This is a genomic window from Micromonospora sp. NPDC049900 (assembly GCF_044461025.1).
Taxonomy (GTDB): Bacteria; Actinomycetota; Actinomycetes; order Mycobacteriales; family Micromonosporaceae; genus Micromonospora.
The window spans coordinates 19,103-36,293 of the sequence record NZ_JBITKM010000012.1; the positions used below are offsets into that span (position 1 = coordinate 19,103).

Annotated in this window: 15 protein-coding genes; 10 read left to right on the forward strand and 5 right to left on the reverse strand. The window is 68.8% G+C overall.

Annotated elements, in window-relative coordinates; all coding sequences use genetic code 11:
• Nucleotides 1-2: 2 nt before the first annotated feature.
• From ACIBMZ_RS22960 to ACIBMZ_RS22970, 3 genes are read right to left on the reverse strand one after another with little or no spacing between them, the layout of a single operon-like run.
• The gene (locus ACIBMZ_RS22960; RefSeq protein ID WP_396696966.1) at nucleotides 3-851 is read right to left on the reverse strand and encodes a carbohydrate ABC transporter permease; all 849 of its coding nucleotides are present in this window, start codon (nucleotides 849-851) and stop codon (nucleotides 3-5) included.
• The gene (locus tag ACIBMZ_RS22965; RefSeq protein WP_396696968.1) at nucleotides 844-1,749 is read right to left on the reverse strand and encodes a carbohydrate ABC transporter permease; all 906 of its coding nucleotides are present in this window, start codon (nucleotides 1,747-1,749) and stop codon (nucleotides 844-846) included. Before ACIBMZ_RS22965 ends, ACIBMZ_RS22960 begins: the two co-directional genes overlap by 8 nt.
• A 17-nt stretch (nucleotides 1,750-1,766) precedes the next feature.
• Complete coding sequence (locus ACIBMZ_RS22970) at nucleotides 1,767-3,131, reverse strand: ABC transporter substrate-binding protein (RefSeq protein ID WP_396696970.1); 1,365 nt, start codon at nucleotides 3,129-3,131, stop codon at nucleotides 1,767-1,769.
• Nucleotides 3,132-3,359: 228 nt separating this feature from the next.
• On the opposite strand from ACIBMZ_RS22970, the gene ACIBMZ_RS22975 reads away from it, so the two are divergent.
• From ACIBMZ_RS22975 to ACIBMZ_RS22995, 5 genes are all read left to right on the forward strand, one after another.
• The gene (locus ACIBMZ_RS22975; protein WP_396696972.1) at nucleotides 3,360-4,262 is read left to right on the forward strand and encodes a dihydrodipicolinate synthase family protein; all 903 of its coding nucleotides are present in this window, start codon (nucleotides 3,360-3,362) and stop codon (nucleotides 4,260-4,262) included.
• Nucleotides 4,263-4,329: 67 nt separating this feature from the next.
• On the forward strand, nucleotides 4,330-5,415 hold the full coding sequence (locus ACIBMZ_RS22980) for a LacI family DNA-binding transcriptional regulator (protein WP_396696974.1): 1,086 nt from the start codon (nucleotides 4,330-4,332) through the stop codon (nucleotides 5,413-5,415).
• An 11-nt stretch (nucleotides 5,416-5,426) separates the two neighbouring features.
• Nucleotides 5,427-6,419 carry a dihydroxyacetone kinase subunit DhaK gene (locus tag ACIBMZ_RS22985; RefSeq protein ID WP_396696976.1) on the forward strand — a complete coding sequence of 331 codons (993 nt, stop codon included), beginning with the start codon at nucleotides 5,427-5,429 and terminating at the stop codon, nucleotides 6,417-6,419.
• A gap of 8 nt (nucleotides 6,420-6,427) precedes the next feature.
• Nucleotides 6,428-7,066, forward strand: coding sequence for a DAK2 domain-containing protein (locus ACIBMZ_RS22990; RefSeq protein WP_396696978.1), 639 nt, complete (start codon nucleotides 6,428-6,430; stop codon nucleotides 7,064-7,066).
• Nucleotides 7,063-8,598, forward strand: a complete 1,536-nt coding sequence (locus tag ACIBMZ_RS22995) for an aldehyde dehydrogenase (NADP(+)) (RefSeq protein ID WP_396696981.1) — start codon at nucleotides 7,063-7,065, stop codon at nucleotides 8,596-8,598. Before ACIBMZ_RS22990 ends, ACIBMZ_RS22995 begins: the two co-directional genes overlap by 4 nt.
• Before the next feature lie 291 nt (nucleotides 8,599-8,889).
• Here the strand turns inward: ACIBMZ_RS22995 and ACIBMZ_RS23000 are convergent, their stop codons facing one another.
• Entirely contained in the window at nucleotides 8,890-9,420 is a 531-nt protein-coding gene (locus ACIBMZ_RS23000; protein ID WP_396696983.1) for a pyridoxamine 5'-phosphate oxidase family protein, read from the reverse strand.
• 549 nt (nucleotides 9,421-9,969) lie between these two features.
• Here ACIBMZ_RS23000 and ACIBMZ_RS23005 point away from each other — a divergent pair.
• From ACIBMZ_RS23005 to ACIBMZ_RS23025, 5 genes are all read left to right on the forward strand, one after another.
• Nucleotides 9,970-11,019 (forward strand): dipeptidase, encoded by a 1,050-nt coding sequence (locus ACIBMZ_RS23005; protein WP_396696985.1) that lies wholly within the window; start codon nucleotides 9,970-9,972, stop codon nucleotides 11,017-11,019.
• Between the two features lie 37 nt (nucleotides 11,020-11,056).
• Nucleotides 11,057-12,667, forward strand: a complete 1,611-nt coding sequence (locus tag ACIBMZ_RS23010; protein ID WP_396696987.1) for an ABC transporter substrate-binding protein — start codon at nucleotides 11,057-11,059, stop codon at nucleotides 12,665-12,667.
• A gap of 64 nt (nucleotides 12,668-12,731) precedes the next feature.
• Entirely contained in the window at nucleotides 12,732-13,613 is an 882-nt protein-coding gene (locus tag ACIBMZ_RS23015; protein ID WP_396696989.1) for a tetratricopeptide repeat protein, read from the forward strand.
• Nucleotide 13,614: 1 nt separating this feature from the next.
• Nucleotides 13,615-13,818, forward strand: coding sequence for a 4-oxalocrotonate tautomerase family protein (locus ACIBMZ_RS23020; RefSeq protein WP_387256669.1), 204 nt, complete (start codon nucleotides 13,615-13,617; stop codon nucleotides 13,816-13,818).
• On the forward strand, nucleotides 13,815-14,795 hold the full coding sequence (locus tag ACIBMZ_RS23025) for a D-2-hydroxyacid dehydrogenase (RefSeq protein WP_396696991.1): 981 nt from the start codon (nucleotides 13,815-13,817) through the stop codon (nucleotides 14,793-14,795). The genes ACIBMZ_RS23020 and ACIBMZ_RS23025 overlap by 4 nt, the downstream gene beginning before the upstream one ends.
• Before the next feature lie 184 nt (nucleotides 14,796-14,979).
• Here ACIBMZ_RS23025 and ACIBMZ_RS23030 read toward each other — a convergent pair whose 3' ends face one another.
• Complete coding sequence (locus ACIBMZ_RS23030; RefSeq protein WP_396696993.1) at nucleotides 14,980-17,181, reverse strand: thiamine pyrophosphate-dependent enzyme; 2,202 nt, start codon at nucleotides 17,179-17,181, stop codon at nucleotides 14,980-14,982.
• Nucleotides 17,182-17,191 lie beyond the last annotated feature (10 nt).

The window sequence follows — 17,191 nt, forward strand, 5'->3', positions numbered from 1 at the left end:
GCTCAGCCTTTCACGCTGCCGGCGGTGAGGCCCTTCTCGTAGTAGCGCTGGAGTACGAGGAAGAGTCCCACGACGGGGATTGTTACCAGAGTGCTGAGGGCCATGATCGCGCCCCAGCGGATGTCGAACGAGGTGACGAAGCCGGCCATCGCGACCGGGGCGGTGACGTTGCGACCCTGGGCGATGACGCTGGCGAAGAGGTACTCGTCCCAGGAGAGGATGAACGAGAACATGGCAGTGGTGGCCAGGCCGGTGCGCAGCAGCGGCAGCGTCACCGTGAGGAAGGCGCGCAGGTACCCGAGACCGTCGACCCAGGCGGCCTCCTCCAGCTCGCGGGGGACCGCCTCGACGAACGACTTCATCAGCCAGGTGGTCAGCGGCAGTGTGATGGTCAGGTGGGCGATGGTGACGCCGACCAGGCCACCTACCAGCCCGAGTGCGGACAGCGCGAGGTACAACGGGACCAGCAGCAGGATGGCCGGGAACAGGTACGACACGCTCAGACAGACGAGTAGGACTCGGCGGCCGGGGAACTGGAAACGGCTGACGGCATAGCCGGCGGTGGTGCCGACGAGCAGGGATATGACGGTGGTGGCCACGGCGACGAGGAAGCTGTTGAGGAACCAGCGCACCGCCTCGCTGCCCTCGAAGACCTCCCGGTACCAGTCCGCGGTCAACTGGGACGGGATCAGTGACGGGTCACTCTGGAACAGTTCCGTGGCCGGCCGGACCGAACTCAGCGCCATCCAGAGCAGCGGGCCGACCGCGAAGAAGACGATCAGGGTGAGGGCCACCACCCGTCCGGCGACGGCGGCGACCCGGCCGGGAGTGGGTCTGCTGTTTCTAGGCATGGCGTCTCCTGGTGCGCATGACGAGCCAGCCCGCCAGGCCGGCAGCGGCGAGGAAGAGGCCGACGGAGGAGGCGATGGCCGCGGCGTAGCCGATCTGGAATTCGCCCATCAACACCTTGTAGATGTAGGTGGAGAGCACCTCGCTCGCCCCGGCCGGTCCGCCACGGCTGAGCAGCCAGACCAGCTCGAAGTACATCAGTGTCCAGATGCCGCGCAGCGCCAGGAGCGCGAGCGTGGCCGAGCGTAGGTTGGGCAGGGTCACGTGCACGAACTCCCGCCAGGGGCCGGCGCCGTCGACCCGCGCCGCCTCGTACTGTCCCTTGTCGATGCCCTGCATCCGGGCCCAGTAGACGAGCATCGCGAACGGGAAACCGCGCCAGATGTTGACCAGGATGACGGTGAACAGCGCCGAACCCTCCAGGCCGAGGGGAGTCGCGCCGTCGGGCAGCCACCCCCAGGACTGTAGGTTGCCGCTGACGATGCCGTAGTGACCATCGAGCATCCACTGCCAGATCAGGGCGGTGGCGATGACCGGAACCACGTACGGGATCAGCAGCAACTGGCGGATCCACCGCATGCCACGCCAGTCCGCGTCGATGAGCAGCGCCGCTATCAGTCCGAGGCCGAGCTGGCCGACGAGGGAGAGCACTGTCCACAGCAGCGTGTTGCCGATGGTGGTGAGCAGCGGCCGGTCGCTGGCGATCGCCGTGTAGTTGTCGAGGCCCACGAACTCGGCGTCGCCGGTCAGCAGGTTGATGGAGAACAGCGAGGTGCGGAAGCTCTCGAAGATCGGATAGGCCAGGATCGCCGCGAAGAGCAGTGCGGCGGGCACGGCGAAGGCCATGCCCGCGCGCTGCTGCCGTCCGGTGAGCGTCCGCGTGAGGAATACGGGAGTCATCGGGATCGGAGCACCAATCAGCTGACGTTGGCGAGACGCTTCATCTCGGCGTTGATGGCGTCGAACGCCTGTTCCGGAGTGATGGTGCCGGCGGCGGCCGACTGGAGTTGGTCGCCGACGAAGGTGGTGGCCTCGATCTGGCCGGCGAGCTGGTTGAGGCCCGCCTCCATGCCGTATCGGTACCACTCCGGCAGGATCTGCTCCCGGATCGTCTGGATCTCGGTCTGGAAGCGCAGGACGGTCTCGTTGCCGGTGTAGGTGGTCGAGGCTGCGGCGCTGTTCGTCGCGGGCAGGGCGAAGACCGGACGGGTGTTGACGCGTTCCGCTGCCAGGTCCGGCTGCATCATGCACTGCACGAGGGTCTTGGCGGCTTGTTCGCGACGGTCGTTGCTCTTGCCGACCATGTAGAAGTAGCCGCCACCGATCGAGCCCCGCGGCGCGGTCGCCTGGGTCGGGCCGGGCAGGGGGAAGACGCTCATCTTGTCGAGCATCTGCGGGTTCTGCTCGGCGGCCAGACCGACGACGGCGCCGAAGTCGAGCACCATGGCGAGCTTGCCCTGGGCGAAACTGGTCCGGAAGTCGTTCCATGACCAGGTACGCGACTCGGGCGGGGAGGCCGCGGCATAGAGGTCGAGCATGAACCTGGTGGCCTCGATGGCTTTGGCCCGGTCGCGGTCGAGCGCGTACTCACCGGTCTGCGGATCGAAGGTGTGCACACCGTTGGCGTAGAGGAACTGGTAGTAGGTCTGCGGGGCGACCAGTGCCGAGCCCATCGGTACGGCGAAGCCGCGCACGCCGGCCGCCGGGTCGTCGAGCTGCTTGGCGGCGGCGAGCAGCTCCGGCCATGACCGGGGGATCGCGATGCCCTTGGCCTGGAAGAGATCCTTGCGGTACCAGACCTCCTGGTGCAGGGCCCAGTCGGGTACCGCCCACGTCTTGTCGTCCTTGCTGACGGCACGCAGGTAGGAGGGGATGAAGTCGTCGCGGCCGTGCCTGTCCACGACGTCGTCGACGGGGACGATGAAGTCGCCGGCCTGTGCGGCGGCCACGCCTCCCTCGATGGTGTTCATGATGTCGGGGCCGTTGCCCGCTTTGAAGCCGGTGACCATCTTCGGATACATGCTGTCGAAGGGGACGGCTTCGAAGGAGACGGTGACGTCGTCCTGGTCGGTGGCGCACTTCTCGGCCTGTCGCTGCACGGCGGCGGCCTGGGTGTTGACCGTCAGGTTGGTCCAGAAGGTCAGGGTGATGGGGCCGCCGTCGTCGCCGCGGGTGTTCTGGCCACCTGCGGTGGGTGGGCTACAGGCGGCGAGCAGCGCGAGCCCTCCGGCCATCGCTGCGGCGGTGACGGCAAGCCTCGCTCGGTGGTGATTGCGGCTCATGGTCGTCCTCGGGGGTTCGGGGTGGATGAGCGGATATCCGGGGAACCGATGCGTCGGTGAGCAGGAGTGTTATCGGTTACACGATCACGTCAGGTTCCGGCGGATGTCAAGAGCAGACGCGAAAAGAGCACGTCATGAGCCCTTAACGCGGTGGTTGACATCCGCGCTCGGATGGATAAGGCTCCCATTGCTGTAACCGGTAACATCGCTCGCTGAGAGAGGTCGCACATGGCTCAGGCCGCCACCCCCCGCTTCACCGGGATCATCCCGCCGCTCGTGACACCGTTCGACGCGGACGAGAACATCGATGTCGAGGCACTGCGCGGGGAGATCCGCTTCCACCTGACCGTTGGCGTACACGGACTGTGCGTGACCGGCTCCACCGGCGACGGGCAGATGCTCTCCATCGACCAGTCGGTCACCGTCGCCCGGATCGCCGTCGAGGAGACCGCCGGTGCCGTACCGGTCATCGCGGGCATCATCCGCGACTCGACCGCCGAGGTGATCCGTTACGGTCTCGCGCTGAAAGAGGTCGGGGTCGACGCCCTGCAGGTCACCCCGGTGCACTACCTGTTCCAGCCCGACGAGGACACCACCGTCGAGTACTACCGGCGGATCAGCGAGCAGACCGGACTGCCGGTCATCATCTACAACGTGATCCCGTACGCACTGATCCCGGCCACCACGGTCTACCGGGTCATCCAGGAGGTCCCCGGGGTCGTCGGCGTCAAGCAGTCCGGTGGAGACATCCACCAGCTCGCCGACCTGCTCAAGGCGGCGCCGACCGAGGGCGTCGTCTTCACCGCCGTCGACGACCTGCTCTATCCGGCCTACCTGCTCGGTGCCGGCGGAGCGATCAGCGCGACGTTGACGGTCGTCCCGCAGCTCTGCGTCGAACAGTGGAACGCGGTGCGGGCCGGCGACCACAAGACGGCACTGGACATCCACAACAAGCTGCTGCCGATCTGGCGGGCCGTCGACGGTCCGAACATGACCGTACGCATCAAGGCCGCACTACGGATGCAGGGACGCGACGGTGGCCTGGGCGCACACCCCCTCACGCCGGTCAGCGCGGCGGAGGAGACTGCGGTCCGGGGCGCGCTGGTAGAAGCCGGTGTCCTCGCCGAGTGATTGACGGGCGTCGCCCGCACGTTGTACCTGTGGGAACTCCCCACAGACTGGAACAAGGAGCCTTCTGGTGGCAGGAATCCGGGACGTGGCCAGATTGGCCGGCGTCTCCACCGCGACCGTGACCCGCGCCCTGCGGGACGAAGTGTCGGTGACCGACGCGACGAAGGCCAAGGTCAGGGAGGCGGCGCGACGCCTGGACTACGTACCCAGCGCCGCCGCCCGTGCCCTGTCGCGCGGCCACTCCAATCTGCTCGGCCTCTTCGTCCCGGACATCACCAACCCGTTCTACGCCCAGGTCGCGCAAGGGCTTGAGGACCGTGCCGCGCAGGCGCGCTATCACTGCGTCATCGCCAGTTCGCACCTCAATCCGGAACGGGAACGCCACCTGCTCACCTCGTTCCAGGACGGGACCCTCGCCGGTCTTGCCGCCACGACCGTCGGCACCGACGAGCGGTTCACCGCAGCGCTCGGCGCCACCCAGGGGCCGCTGGTTCTCGTCGACCGGCGGCCCCGGGGCATCAAGGCCCCGCTGGTCCGCACCGACAACCGTAAGGTGACCCGGGGCGCCATCGGGGAACTCCTCGACATGGGGCACCAACGGGTCGCGATGATCTCCGGTCCGCGTGACTTCGACACCGCCTGCCAGCGCCTGTCCGGGTTCCGGTTGGCATACCGCGACGCCGGGCTGAGCCTGCCCGACGAGTACATCCGGCACGGCCACCTCGGCGAGGAGGGTGGGCTCCGGGCCATGGACGAACTGCTCGCGCTCGACCCACGGCCGACCGCCGTGTTCTGCTTCAACAACCTCGTCACCGTCGGCGCGCTCAAGGCGATCCGGCGGGCCGGACTGCGCATCCCCACCGACATCAGCCTGCTGGCGTTCGACGACATGACCCTCTTCCCTCTGGTGGACCCGCCGATCAGCGCCATCGACCAGCCCGCATACGAGATGGGCCGATACGCCGCCGACCTGTTGTTGCGGATGCTCGACGGCGAACAGGACCTCGGCGACGTCGTGTTGCCGGCCAAGATGATCATTCGCGGGTCGATGGCCCCTCCGGGCACCCCGCCGAACCCCACCCCGCCGAACGACGGCCGCGCCGTCCCGTCGTCACGACGGGCCGACACGGCGCAGCCGGCGGGCCGGAACTGAGAGACCAGGACATGGCCGAAGCCTTCTTCACCTCCAGGGCGGACTACGTCGACCGAGCGCTGCTCGGCTTCGCCCACGCCCACCGCGACATCGTCACACTCCACCCAGAGCCCGGGTACGTGGTCGCGGTCAACCGCGACCCACGCCGCCGAGTCGGCATCGTCTCCGGCGGCGGTTCCGGTCACGAACCCCTGCACGTCGGACTCGTCGGCACCGGAATGCTCGACGCCGCCGTGCCCGGCAAGGTGTTCGCCTCGCCGCACAACCGGCAGATCTACGAGGCGAGCCGAGCGGTGGCCGGTCCCGACGGTGTGTTGCACGTGGTCAAGAACTACACCGGTGACCGGATCAACTTCGGCATCGCCGCCGAGCGGCTGCGGCACGATGGCATCCGGGTCGAGCGGGTGCTCGTCGACGACGACGTGGCCACCGACAGTGACCAGACCGGTACGGGCCGGCGCGGCACCGGTGCGACGGTGCTGACCGAGAAACTACTCGGTGCCGCCGCCGACCAGGGTCTCGGCCTCGATGCGCTGACCCGGCTCGGACGCGCCGTCGTGGCCCGCTCGCGCAGCATCGCCGTCGCCTCCGCCGCGCACACCTCCCACGTCACCGGCGAACCCGGCTTCGTCCTGCCACCCGGTCAGGTCGAGTACGGCGTCGGCATCCACGGCGAACGCGCCCGACGCAGCATCGCCCGACCACCGCTGGAGGAACTGGTCGATCGCATGGTCGACGACGTGCTCGCCGGCCTCCCGGCGGGGGACCGAGCCCTCGTCCTGGTCAACGGGCTCGGCGGCACCACCGCCATCGAGCTCTACAACGTCTTCGCGCGCACCGTCGACACCCTCGCCGACCGCGGCGTCTCCACCACCGGCAGCCTCGTCGGCACCTGGTCGCCGGCGTTGGACATGCGCGGCTTCTCCATCACCGTCACGCTGCTGGACGACGACTGGGCCGAACTCTGGAACGCCCCAGCGTGGACCGCCGCCCTCCGGAAATGAGACCGACGATGCTGATGCGGACCTACCTCGACGCGGCCGAGGCCGCACACGCCGAGCTGACCCGAATCGACCAGGTCGCCGGCGACGGCGACTTCGGTGACAACCTCCGCGACGGGCTGCGCGGCGCCGTCGCCCGGATACCCGACGACGCGGACCTCGCCACCGAGGTCAGCATCGCCGCCACCTGGTTCCTCGACCACGTGGGTGGCACCAGTGGTCCACTCATCGGGCTGCTGCTACAGGCGATCGCCCCCCACCTCGCCGAACACGGCGACACCGACACCGCGCTCCGCGACGGCCTGGCCGACGGGCTCGCCGCGATCGAGCGTGTCGGTGAGGCCAAGGTCGGCGACCGCACCATGGTCGACTGCCTCGCGCCGACCCTCGCCGATATCCGCGACAAGCCCGTACCGCTGGACTGGCCCGCCGTCGCCAGGTCGGCGGCGCGGCACGCCCACGCCACCGCGGACTTGCAGCCCCGGATGGGACGCGCCAGCTACGTGGGGGACCGCGCCGTCGGCACCCCGGACGCCGGAGCCGTCGGGATCGCCCTGCTGTTCTGGGCGCTCGCCGTGCACCGCGACCCCGGAGAGCGCGAGCTGCTGCCCGACCCGGCCCGCCTCGCCGAGGGCAAGGAGCAGCCGTGACCGCACCCGGGAAGATTCAGCTGACCGGCGAGATGTTCATCGGTGCCGACCGCGTCCGGGGCCAGGCACCGCCCCGCCGCTCGCGCAACCCGCACAACGGCGAGGAACTCGACCCGCCGTACGGCATGGACGACGGCACCGCCGTGACGGAGGCATGCCGGCGGGCGGAGGCGGCCTTCGACGCCTACCGCGCCAGACCTGACCGGCACCGGGCCGCCTTCCTCACCGGCATCGCCACCAACCTGGAGGAGCACAGCGCACAGATCGTCAGCGCCGTCGTCCTGGAGACCGGCCTCGCCGAGGCACGTGCCCGCACCGAACTGGCCCGCACCGCCGGCCAGCTACGCATGTTCGCCAGCCTGCTCGGCACGCCCGAATGGCGCGACCCCCGACACGTTCCGGCCCAGCCAGACCGGACCCCGCTGCCCCGACCGGAGCTGCGGTCGCGGCTCATACCGCTCGGCCCGGTCGCGGTCTTCGGCGCCTCCAACTTCCCGCTGGCGTTCTCCGTCGCGGGCGGTGACACCGCATCGGCGTTGGCTGCCGGTTGCCCTGTGGTGGTCAAGGGACACCTCGCCCACCTACGCACCAGTGAGCTGGTCGGCGCCTGTGTCGCCGACGCCGCGCGGCAGGCCGACCTGCCCGACGGCGTGTTCTCTCTGGTGTTCGGTGACGGCAACGAGACCGGCGCGCAGTTGGTCGGCGACCCACGGATCGCCGCTGTCGGGTTCACCGGATCCCGTGCCGGTGGCACCGCCCTGACCAGCCTGGCCCAACGCCGTCCCATCCCCATCCCGGTCTACGCCGAGATGTCCGCCATCAACCCGGTCTTCCTCCTGCCGCACCGCCTCGCCGCCGCCACCGACCACATCGCCGCCGGATACGTCGCCTCGCTCACCGCCAGCGCCGGCCAGTTCTGCACCAATCCCGGCCTGGTGCTCGCCGTGGAAGGATCCGAACTCGACGCCTTCCGCGAGACGTTGGTCGAAATGCTGCGCGAGCAGCCCGCGCAGACCATGCTGACCAGCGCCATCGCCGAGGCGTACCGGGCCGGACAGACGGAACTGGCCGGAATCCCGGAAGTCAGTCTGCTCGCCCAGGGAACCGCGAACCCCACCCACGCCGCCGGCGTACCCGCCATCTATCACACCGACGCCAAGACGCTGCTCACCGAGCCGCGTCTGCAGGAAGAGGTCTTCGGCGCCACGTCCGTCCTCGTGAGCTGCGCCAACCCCGACGATCTGATCCAGGTGGCCCGGCACCTTGCCGGGCAGCTCACCGCCACCCTGCATGCCGACCCCGACGACCACGCGCTGGCCGCGAGCCTGCTGCCGGTACTCGAGCGCCGTGCCGGCCGCATCGTCTACAACGCCTGGCCGACCGGCGTCGAGGTGGGACCGGCGACGGTGCACGGCGGCCCGTACCCCGCCACCTCGGACGCGCGCTCCACCTCCGTCGGAACCATGGCGATCAACCGCTTCCTCCGCCCGGTCGCCTACCAGGACCTCCCCGAGAACCTGTTGCCGACCTGATGACAGCGGTCGGTGCCGTTGATGCCGCACCGACCGCCACCGCCGCCGTGGACGGGGCGACACGGCACCTGTCGCCCCGTCCCGGTGCCGGCTCAGACGACCGAGACCCCCAGAAGCGTGCCCGGCGGGTCATCCCGGAGCAACGGACTGAAGTGGTAGCGCCGTGGGTGGTGGCAGCAAGACGCGCCTGGCCGGCTCCTCCCGGCTCGAACGGTTCGCCCTTGGCTAGGGGGTGGCGAGACCTCTGACGAAGCGGGTCTTGGACGCGTGTCGGTCGGCTCGTGCTGTGGATCAGGGCTGGGACGCCGCGGTGAGCTTTGCGGTGTCTGGGGCGTAGACGGTCATCCAGTGCGGATGCAGCCGGTAGTAGACCACGTCGTTGTCCCAGTCGAAGAGGTCGTCGCCGTAGAAGTCCTTCAGGTACGCGAGTACGTCCGGCCAGTCCGTGGCCTGGTCGCCGTTGCGGGGGTTGAGGATCTCCACCGTGCCGTGCGTGAAGACGCCGAGGTCCTCACCGCGCATGTGTGCGGCGCTGACGGCGGGCCGCGCCGCGAGATGGCGCGCCTTGGCGGCGTCGGGCGCCGTGCCGAAGTGCCACCTGCCGCGCAGGAAGTGCCCGTCCACCCCGCTGATCCGTGGCTCGCCCTTCGCCGTCACGCTCGCCAGAGCGAGGGTGCACATGCCGGTGAGGACCTGGGTGAGCTGCTCCGCGTTCAGTGTGCGGGCGGTGTTGATGATCGAGCGGAGGTGGGCGGTGGAGGCGGCGAGGGAGGCGTCCAGGAGGGCTTGGAGCTTTTCGAGATCTTCTGGGGTTTCGCGCATGGAGGTCCTTGTCTCTCCGTATCTGTTCGGTGCCTGGTCCGCGCCTGTCACCGGCGCCGACCGATGAACCCATGCTCCACCCAAATCCTGACACCTTGTGTCATATTTCTTCTCCTGGCTCGCGCCCGCCTGCGGGTCACACGGCAGCCGACGCGACGTGAATGGCTCCCGGCCGGCGACGATCCGCCGGTGCGCCTGCGGACACGCGTCGCCTGAGGCCGGTGCCGGCGCCGGGCTCACCGCTGCGGCGGAATCCGGAGCCAAGGTTCAGTCCCTGCGCAACTGTCCGGCGGTGCGTCGTAGTCGCCGCTACACGACCTGCGTTGGTGACGCTGACGCCAACTGGCGGAAGGGCTGGGGTGATCCGGAGGAGTGTGCCCTTTCTGTTGGCTTTTGTCCCAGAGGGCGCGGCGGCGGCACGTATCGATCCATGGAAGCGACGAATCTCGTCGTTTCTGAACGGTTATCCGACGAAGGTCTTAGGTCTATAGACAGGAAGTGGCGTCACTCGTAGGGTCACAGCATCTTTTCGATGATCCTGGAGATGACGTGAACACTGCTGCCACGCACACTTCCGCAGTCTCGGCGACCGAGCTGCACGCCACTGCCACCGTGGTGGACGGCAGCACCGTCATCGAACTGAGCGACGCCCACCTCGACCGGATTCGGCGAGGCGGCGTCACCGCCGTCAACCACACCGTCACCAGGCCGTACGCCGACACGGTAACCGCGCTGCGGGAGGTGAACCGGTGTCGTCGGTGGATCGACGAACACCCCGACGACGTTCTGCTCGCACTGACCGTCGACGACATCCATCGGGCCAAGGCCGAAGGCAAGGAGGCCGTCATCTTCGGCCCGCAGGACACGGAGATGATCGGGGTCGACCTCGACCTGCTGGGCACCTTCTACGACCTGGGTGTCCGCATCCTGCAACTGACCTACCAGCGGCAGAACCTGCTCGGCGCGGGCTGTGGCGAGGAGACAGACGCGGGCCTGACGCACCGGGGTCGTCGCTTCGTCCAGGCCATGGACGAGCTGGGCATCCTGGTCGACGTCTCACACTGTGGCGAGCGCACCGGCCTGGACGCCATGGAGACGTCCAGCAAGCCGGTGGTGGTCACCCACTCCTTCTGTGACGCCATGTCGCCGCACATCCGGGCCAAGTCCGACGACTATCTGCGCACCCTCGGGCAGCAGGGCGGCGTCATGGGAATCACCACCTTGTCAGGGTTCCTGTACTACCCGGAGGCCCCGTCCCGGCGTCCGGATCTGGTCCGCTTCGTCGAGCACGTCAGCCGCGTGGTGGAGGTGGCGGGCGTGGACCACGTCGCCATCGCCACCGACTACGACGAGACGTGGACCGAGCCGATGCGGATCGCACAGTTGAAAGCCATCGCGCAGTCGAACTCCAGGGAGCAGCAGAACCTCCTCGGCGACTTCGGATGGAACGAGCGGCGTGCGATCGGCATGGACGACGCCGGTGACTTCCCGAACTTCACCACCGCGTTGCTCGACGGCGGCTTCTCGCCGGAGGACGTGACCAAGATCCTCGGCGGCAACTGGCTTCGGGTCTACGGGGAGACGTGGAAGCCGGCCTGACCTTGAGCGCTGATTGTGATACCAGCGAAGGAGACTCATGCGTACTCGAATTTTGACCAAGGTGCTGGCAGTGGGCGTCATCTCGGCGCTCGCCGCCGGCTGCGGGGGTGGTGAGCCTCCGTCCACCAACGGTGACAGCGGATCCAACGACGGTCTGACCGCCAACGTGCGCCTGGAGGATGACTCTCAGCCGTCCGGTACACCGAAGTCCGGTGGCCGGCTGCGGGTCATGATCCGGCTGGACGCCAACGAACTCGACCCGCACCGGATGTCGGAGACCTCGGCCTTCGTCATCAACGAGCAGATCTACGAGTCACTGGTGCAGTCCTACCGGGGCGAGATCAAGCCGGCTATCGCCGAGTCGTGGGAGCAGAGCGCCGACGGCCTGACGGTGACGTTCAAGCTGCGCGACAACGCGTTCTTCCACAGCGGGCGCAAGGTCACCGCGGCGGATGTGAAGTACTCGATCGAACGGATCAAGGACCCGGCGACCCGGGCGCCTCGCGCCCGAAGCTACGAGAGCATCGCCTCGGTGCAGGCGCCCGACGAGCGCACCGTCGAGATGAAGCTGTCGGCGCCGAACGCCGCCATCCTGACCCTGCTCTCCACGGCGGCGTCCTCCATCGTTGACCGCACCGTGGTCGAGGCCGGTGGCCTCAACGGCAGCGTCGACGGCGGTAGCGGGCCGTTCAAGCTCGCCTCGCGGGTCACGGGCCAGGCGATCAAGCTCGACAAGCACACCCAGTACTGGGAGCAGGGTGTTCCGTACCTCGACGGGATCGACTTCACCTTCAACCCGGACGACAACGCCCGGGCGGCGGCGGTCCGCAGCGGGACGGTCGACTTCCTCTGGCGTCCGGCGCCCGAGTTCATCGACGCGCTCAAGAGCGACGAGAAGCTCAAGTGGTACGGCGGCTCCGGCTCGCTCTCCCTGCACCTGCGGCTCAACACCTCCAAGGCGCCGTACGACAACGTGAAGGTCCGGCAGGCCATCTTCCTGGCCCTCGACCGGCAGGAGATCCTGAACGTGGCCAACTCCGGCTACGGCACCCCGCTGAACGCGGGCTACCTGCCGCCGGACCGCTTCGGCGCCGTGCAGGACCCGATCTACGGCCAGGCCGATGTGGAGAAGGCAAAGGCCCTGCTGGCCGAGGCGGGCTACCCGGACGGCTTCGAGGCCAAGCTCATGGTGATCGCCACCTCGGCGTTCCAGGTGCGCTCGGCAGAGGTCGAGCAGCAGCAACTCGCCAAGATCGGGATCAAGGTGACCATCGAGTCGGTCGAGTCGACCATCGCCGACACGAAGACGAAGTCCGCCGACTTCGACATGTACCAGTCCGGCTTCGGCCTGACCTATGACCCGGATGAGCGCTTCACCGCCAGCTTCCTGAAGGGCGGCGGCCTCAACTACGGCAACTGGAGCGACGACGAGTACGAGGCCCTGGTCGTCCAGGCCCGCTCGGAACTGGACAAGGACAAGCGCGCGGCGCTCTACCAGCAGGCCGAGAAGATCCTGGCCGAGCGTGGGCCGGTCGCGATGACCTTCCTGAACGCGGACTTCGACGTGGTGCAGGCCGACGTCATGGGCTACAAGGGCGACCCGACCCCGACGTACCGCTTCTACCGCAACATCTGGCTCGACCGCTGACGGGTCGTGGCGGGGGTGCCGGCACACCGACGCCCCCGCCACCCCCTGTGACGAAAGGCAGCTCATGACGTCCGTACCACTGACCGACCGCTACATCATCGCCGCCCGACTCAAGGGCTACCTCAACAAGCACGAGGAATCGGTGGCTCTGCTCACCGAGGCGCTCGCACAGGAGCCGGGCAGCGCACGACTGCTGCGCTTCCGGGGACACCGCCGCATCTCGATCGGCGACTACGCCGGGGCCATCGAGGACCTGCGCGCTGCGGCCGATCAGCTCCCCGGCGTCGAGGACGAGTACGAGATGTACCAGCCCGAGGTCGAGAAGGACGTCGTCAGCCTGATTCTCGGCCGACCCGAGCAGGTACGCCCGCAGCACCTCACCGACACCATGGCCGCCCGGAACCCCGACGTGCTCGACCGGTACAACACCACACTGCACGCCGGCATCTGGTATCACCTCGGCGTCGCCCAGTACCTGATCGGCGACTTCGAGGGCTGCCTGTCCAGCTTCCGGGCCGCCGAGGAGTCATCGCGCCACCAGGAGGGCATCGTCGCGTCGCAGGACTGGCAGTACATGGCCCTGCGTCGCCTCGGCCGGCCGGCCGAGGCCGAGGAGGTCCTCGACCGTTTCCGGGCGATCTCCCTGGTCCAGGAGGACCACCTCGTCGGCTACGAGGGCCGGATGCAGCTCTACACCGGGGACGTCACCCCCGACCAACTCTGGGCGATGTGCGACGGCAACGACCTGAAGACCGTGACCCAGGGTTACGGTCTCGGTAACTGGTACTACCACGAGGGCGATATCGACAAGGCCCGTGAGGTGTTCGACGGTGTCCTGCGCACCGGCGTCACGCACGCCTTCGCCTACCTGGCGGTCAAGTCCGAGTACGCCAACAACCCCGACTTCGCCAGCGCGGCGTCCGCGGCGACGACAAAGGAGAACTGAGATGGCCATCATCCGTGCCGAGATCGGCAAGCGTGACCAGGAGACCAAGGACGCGATCATCGCCGAGCTGACCGACGTGCTGGTCAAGTACGGTTCGCCGCGCGAGAACACCCACGTCCTGCTCTACGAGGTCTCGTACGACAACTGGGCCAAGGGCGGCCTGACCTACAACGAGCGGAAGAAGCGGGCGCAGGAGTCGTCATGACCGTCGCCACGCCGGGACCGCACGTCCTGATCACCCCCAACCTGGACACCTTGCTGCCGCAGCTCCGCGAGCGGTACCCGCAGTGCCGGTTCACGCCGGTGCCGGAGGACGAGCCGGTGCGCGAGGAGTACCTCGACGCCGAGGTGATCCTGCGCAGCGCGATGAACGAGGACACCTTCGACGAGTTGCTGAGCAAGTGCGACGGGCTGCGCTGGATCCAGATCACCGCCGCCGGGTTCGACTGGGTGGGCGGCGACATCATGCGCCGCCGCCTGGCGGAAGGGCTCGTCTACACCCGCTCGGGGAACTCCTACAACGTGCCGATCGCCGAGTACATCATCGGTGCGGTGCTGCTGCACCAGCGCGGATTCCCGGCGCTGCGTGAGGCGCAGGAGCGTCAGGAGTGGGTACGACTCGTTGGCCGGGACCTGATCGGCAGCACCATGCTGGTCTTCGGTACCGGCGGGATCGGGCGTGAGGTCGCCTGGCGGGCGCGGGCACTGGGTGTCACCGTGATCGGGGTCAACCGTGCCGGCACCCCGGCCGAGGGCTTCGACCGGGTGGAGCCGTACGCCGATCACCTGGCGCTGCTGCCGGGGGCCGACTCGGTGGTGCTGGCCATGCCGCTGACCGAGGAGAACCGGTACTTCTTCGACGCCGAGCGATTCGCGGCGATGAAGGAGACCGCGATCCTGGTCAACGTCGGGCGGGGCGCGCTCGTCGTCGAGGACGCGCTCGTCGACGCGATGCGGCAGGCCCGGATCGCCGGTGCGGTGCTCGACGTGTTCGAGGAGGAGCCGCTTCCCGCCGAGCACCGGTTGTGGAGCCTGCCGAACACCACGGTCACCCCGCACACGTCGTTTCGTGGTTCGGGCAATCTGCAACGGCTCTACGCCGACTTCTGCGACAACTTCGATCGGTATCTCGCCGGGGAGCCGCTGACCGGCCAGAAACGCCAGCCGGCGTTGGGGTACTGACCCGCACCATCCACGACGCGACGGCGGTCCCCCAGCACGGGCGGACCGCCGTCGCGTCGTGCTGGTGTGCCAGGGACGGCGGGTCGGATGGGGCGGCAACCAGGACGCCGGCAGTGGACGCCAAGGGTGCGGCCCACCCGTCCCGGACCGGGTGGGCCGCCGTCGTGACGGTGCGGCCGGGAGGTCAGGCCCGGCCGAGCAGTGCGCGGGCCGCCGCCAGCACGTCGTCCTCGCCGAGCAGGACCGCGTCGGCGGCCGGACCCAGCGGGACGTAGCTGTCGACGCTGTTGACCCGGGAGATCGCGCCGGTGAAGCCGCCGTCGACCAGCGCGGCCACCACGGCCTCGGACACGCCGCCACTGGTGCGGGTCTCGTCGACGACGAGGACCCGAGGGATGCCGTCGAGGGCGGCGCGCAGGCTGGCGGCCGGCAGCGGCGACAGCCACTGGAGGTCGATGACCCGTGTGCCGGCCTGCTGGTCGCGGGCGAGCCGGTCGGCGACTCGCAGGCTCATCGGCAGGCCGTTGCCGAAGGTCACCATCGCCAGGTCGGTGCCCGGGCGGACGGTGCGAACCTGACCCAGCGCGGTGTCCGTCGTCGCCCACTGCGTCGGCGTCGGATAGCCGGCGAGCCAGCCGCCGTCGCCATCGACATGCAGGTCACGCCGGTGATAGAGGGCGATCGGCTCCAGGAAGACGCAGACCCGGCCCTCCTGCTCGGCCAGAGCGAGGCACTGGCGCAGCAGATCGGGTGCGGTGGCCGGGTGCGAGGCGACCGCCAAGGCCAGACCGGGGATGTCACGCAGCACCGCCACCGAGTTGTCGTTGTGGAAGTGCCCGCCGAACCCCTTCTGGTAGGCCAGGCCGGCGATCCGGACCACCATGCCGTTGGCGTACTGCCCGTTGGAGAAGAAGCGCAGCGACGCGGCCTCGCCGCGGAGCTGGTCCTCGGCGTTGTGCAGATAGGCCAGGTACTGGATCTCCGGGATCGGCAGTGTACCGGCCAATGCTCCGCCGAGCGCCACCCCGAGGATGGCCTGCTCATCGAGGAGCGTGTCGAAGACCCGCCTGGCGCCGAAGACTTTGCGCAAGCCTCGGGTGGCACCGTAGACGCCGCCCTTGCGGGCCACGTCCTCACCGAAGACCTGGGCCTGCGGCCAGGTCAACAGGGCGTCGTGCAACGTCGCGTTGATCGTCTGAGCCAGGGTGAGTGGGCCACGCGACTCGGGAAGTCTGCCGCCGAAAGTCCGTTCGCGTTCGGTGCCGCCGCGGCAGGCGGCGGCACGGACCCGATCCACGTCGCGGGCGGTCAGCGGTGCGGTCACCGCCGCCGCGTCGGAGAGCCGCTCGATCCGGCCCGACATCAGGTTGGCCTGTTCCATCACCTGCTTGCGGGCGTGCTCGTAGCGGGTGAGGGTCTCCGTCGGACTGAGGATCTGCCGGTGCGCCAGCAAGGCGGCCGTCGCCAGGATCGGATCGCGGGCGTAGTCGGCGATGATCTCGGCCTGGGTCCGGTAGGCCAGTTCGGCGTCCGAGCCGGCGTGTCCCATGAACCGCACGGTGCCCAGGTGCAGCACTGCGGGCCGACGGTGGGTGCGTACCTGGTCCACCAGGTCGGCCGCAGTGGTCAGCAGGCCAGCAGGGTCGGTGCCGTCTGCGTATGCGTAGTCCACGCCGGGCAGGGCCGACAGCATCCGTCGTACCCAGCCGTGCGGGGAGCGGGTGCTGATTCCGATGCCATTGTCTTCGCACACGAACAGCAGAGGTACCGGAATGCGCTGGTGAGCGCTGTAGCCCACCGCATTGAGCGTGCCGGCGGCCGTGGAGTGGTTGGCCGAGGCGTCGCCGAAGCTGCAGACCACGACCGCGTCGGCAGGATAGTCGCTTGCCGCGCCAGCCCGGTCCAGTGCGAACGCCATGCCCATCGCCCGGGGAAGGTGCGAGGCGATCGTCGAGGTCTGCGGGATGATGTTCAGGGCCCGGTGACCGAAGACCTTGTGTCGACCGCCGGAGATCGGATCGTCCCGGGAGGCGGTCGCCGAGTGCAGGACGTCCGCGATCGGTGTGGAGCCGGTGACCTGACCGGCTCGTGCGGCGTAGAAGCCACCGGAGCGGTAGTGCAGCAGGGCGGGGTCGGTCGGCCGTAGCGCCAGTGCGACGGCGGCGTTGCTCTCGTGTCCACTGGAGCCGATGGTGTAGAAGCCCTCCCGCTGCGTCTGCAACCAGCGCAGCGCGAAGTCGAGGTGTCGACTCTGGATCTGAGCGTCGAGATAGTCGATCAGCAGGTCGGAGTCGACGTCGATGTCCGGAGAGGTCTGCGCGGGCGCGGGGTGTCCCTGCGACCACTCCGTGAGCCGGCGAACGACGTGGTCGTCGATGGATTCCACGCGGTTGTGC

Excerpts from the sequence above, each read along its gene's own strand:
- ACIBMZ_RS22990 (WP_396696978.1), top strand. The coding sequence starts at position 6,428 with ATGCTGATGCGGACCTACCTCGACGCGGCCGAGGCCGCACACGCCGAG.
- ACIBMZ_RS22970 (WP_396696970.1), bottom strand. The coding sequence starts at position 3,131 with ATGAGCCGCAATCACCACCGAGCGAGGCTTGCCGTCACCGCCGCAGCG.
- ACIBMZ_RS23010 (WP_396696987.1), top strand. The coding sequence starts at position 11,057 with ATGCGTACTCGAATTTTGACCAAGGTGCTGGCAGTGGGCGTCATCTCG.
- ACIBMZ_RS22960 (WP_396696966.1), bottom strand. The coding sequence starts at position 851 with ATGCCTAGAAACAGCAGACCCACTCCCGGCCGGGTCGCCGCCGTCGCC.
- ACIBMZ_RS23000 (WP_396696983.1), bottom strand. The coding sequence starts at position 9,420 with ATGCGCGAAACCCCAGAAGATCTCGAAAAGCTCCAAGCCCTCCTGGAC.
- ACIBMZ_RS22975 (WP_396696972.1), top strand. The coding sequence starts at position 3,360 with ATGGCTCAGGCCGCCACCCCCCGCTTCACCGGGATCATCCCGCCGCTC.
- ACIBMZ_RS22985 (WP_396696976.1), top strand. The coding sequence starts at position 5,427 with ATGGCCGAAGCCTTCTTCACCTCCAGGGCGGACTACGTCGACCGAGCG.
- ACIBMZ_RS23025 (WP_396696991.1), top strand. The coding sequence starts at position 13,815 with ATGACCGTCGCCACGCCGGGACCGCACGTCCTGATCACCCCCAACCTG.
- ACIBMZ_RS23020 (WP_387256669.1), top strand. The coding sequence starts at position 13,615 with ATGGCCATCATCCGTGCCGAGATCGGCAAGCGTGACCAGGAGACCAAG.
- ACIBMZ_RS22965 (WP_396696968.1), bottom strand. The coding sequence starts at position 1,749 with ATGACTCCCGTATTCCTCACGCGGACGCTCACCGGACGGCAGCAGCGC.
- ACIBMZ_RS23015 (WP_396696989.1), top strand. The coding sequence starts at position 12,732 with ATGACGTCCGTACCACTGACCGACCGCTACATCATCGCCGCCCGACTC.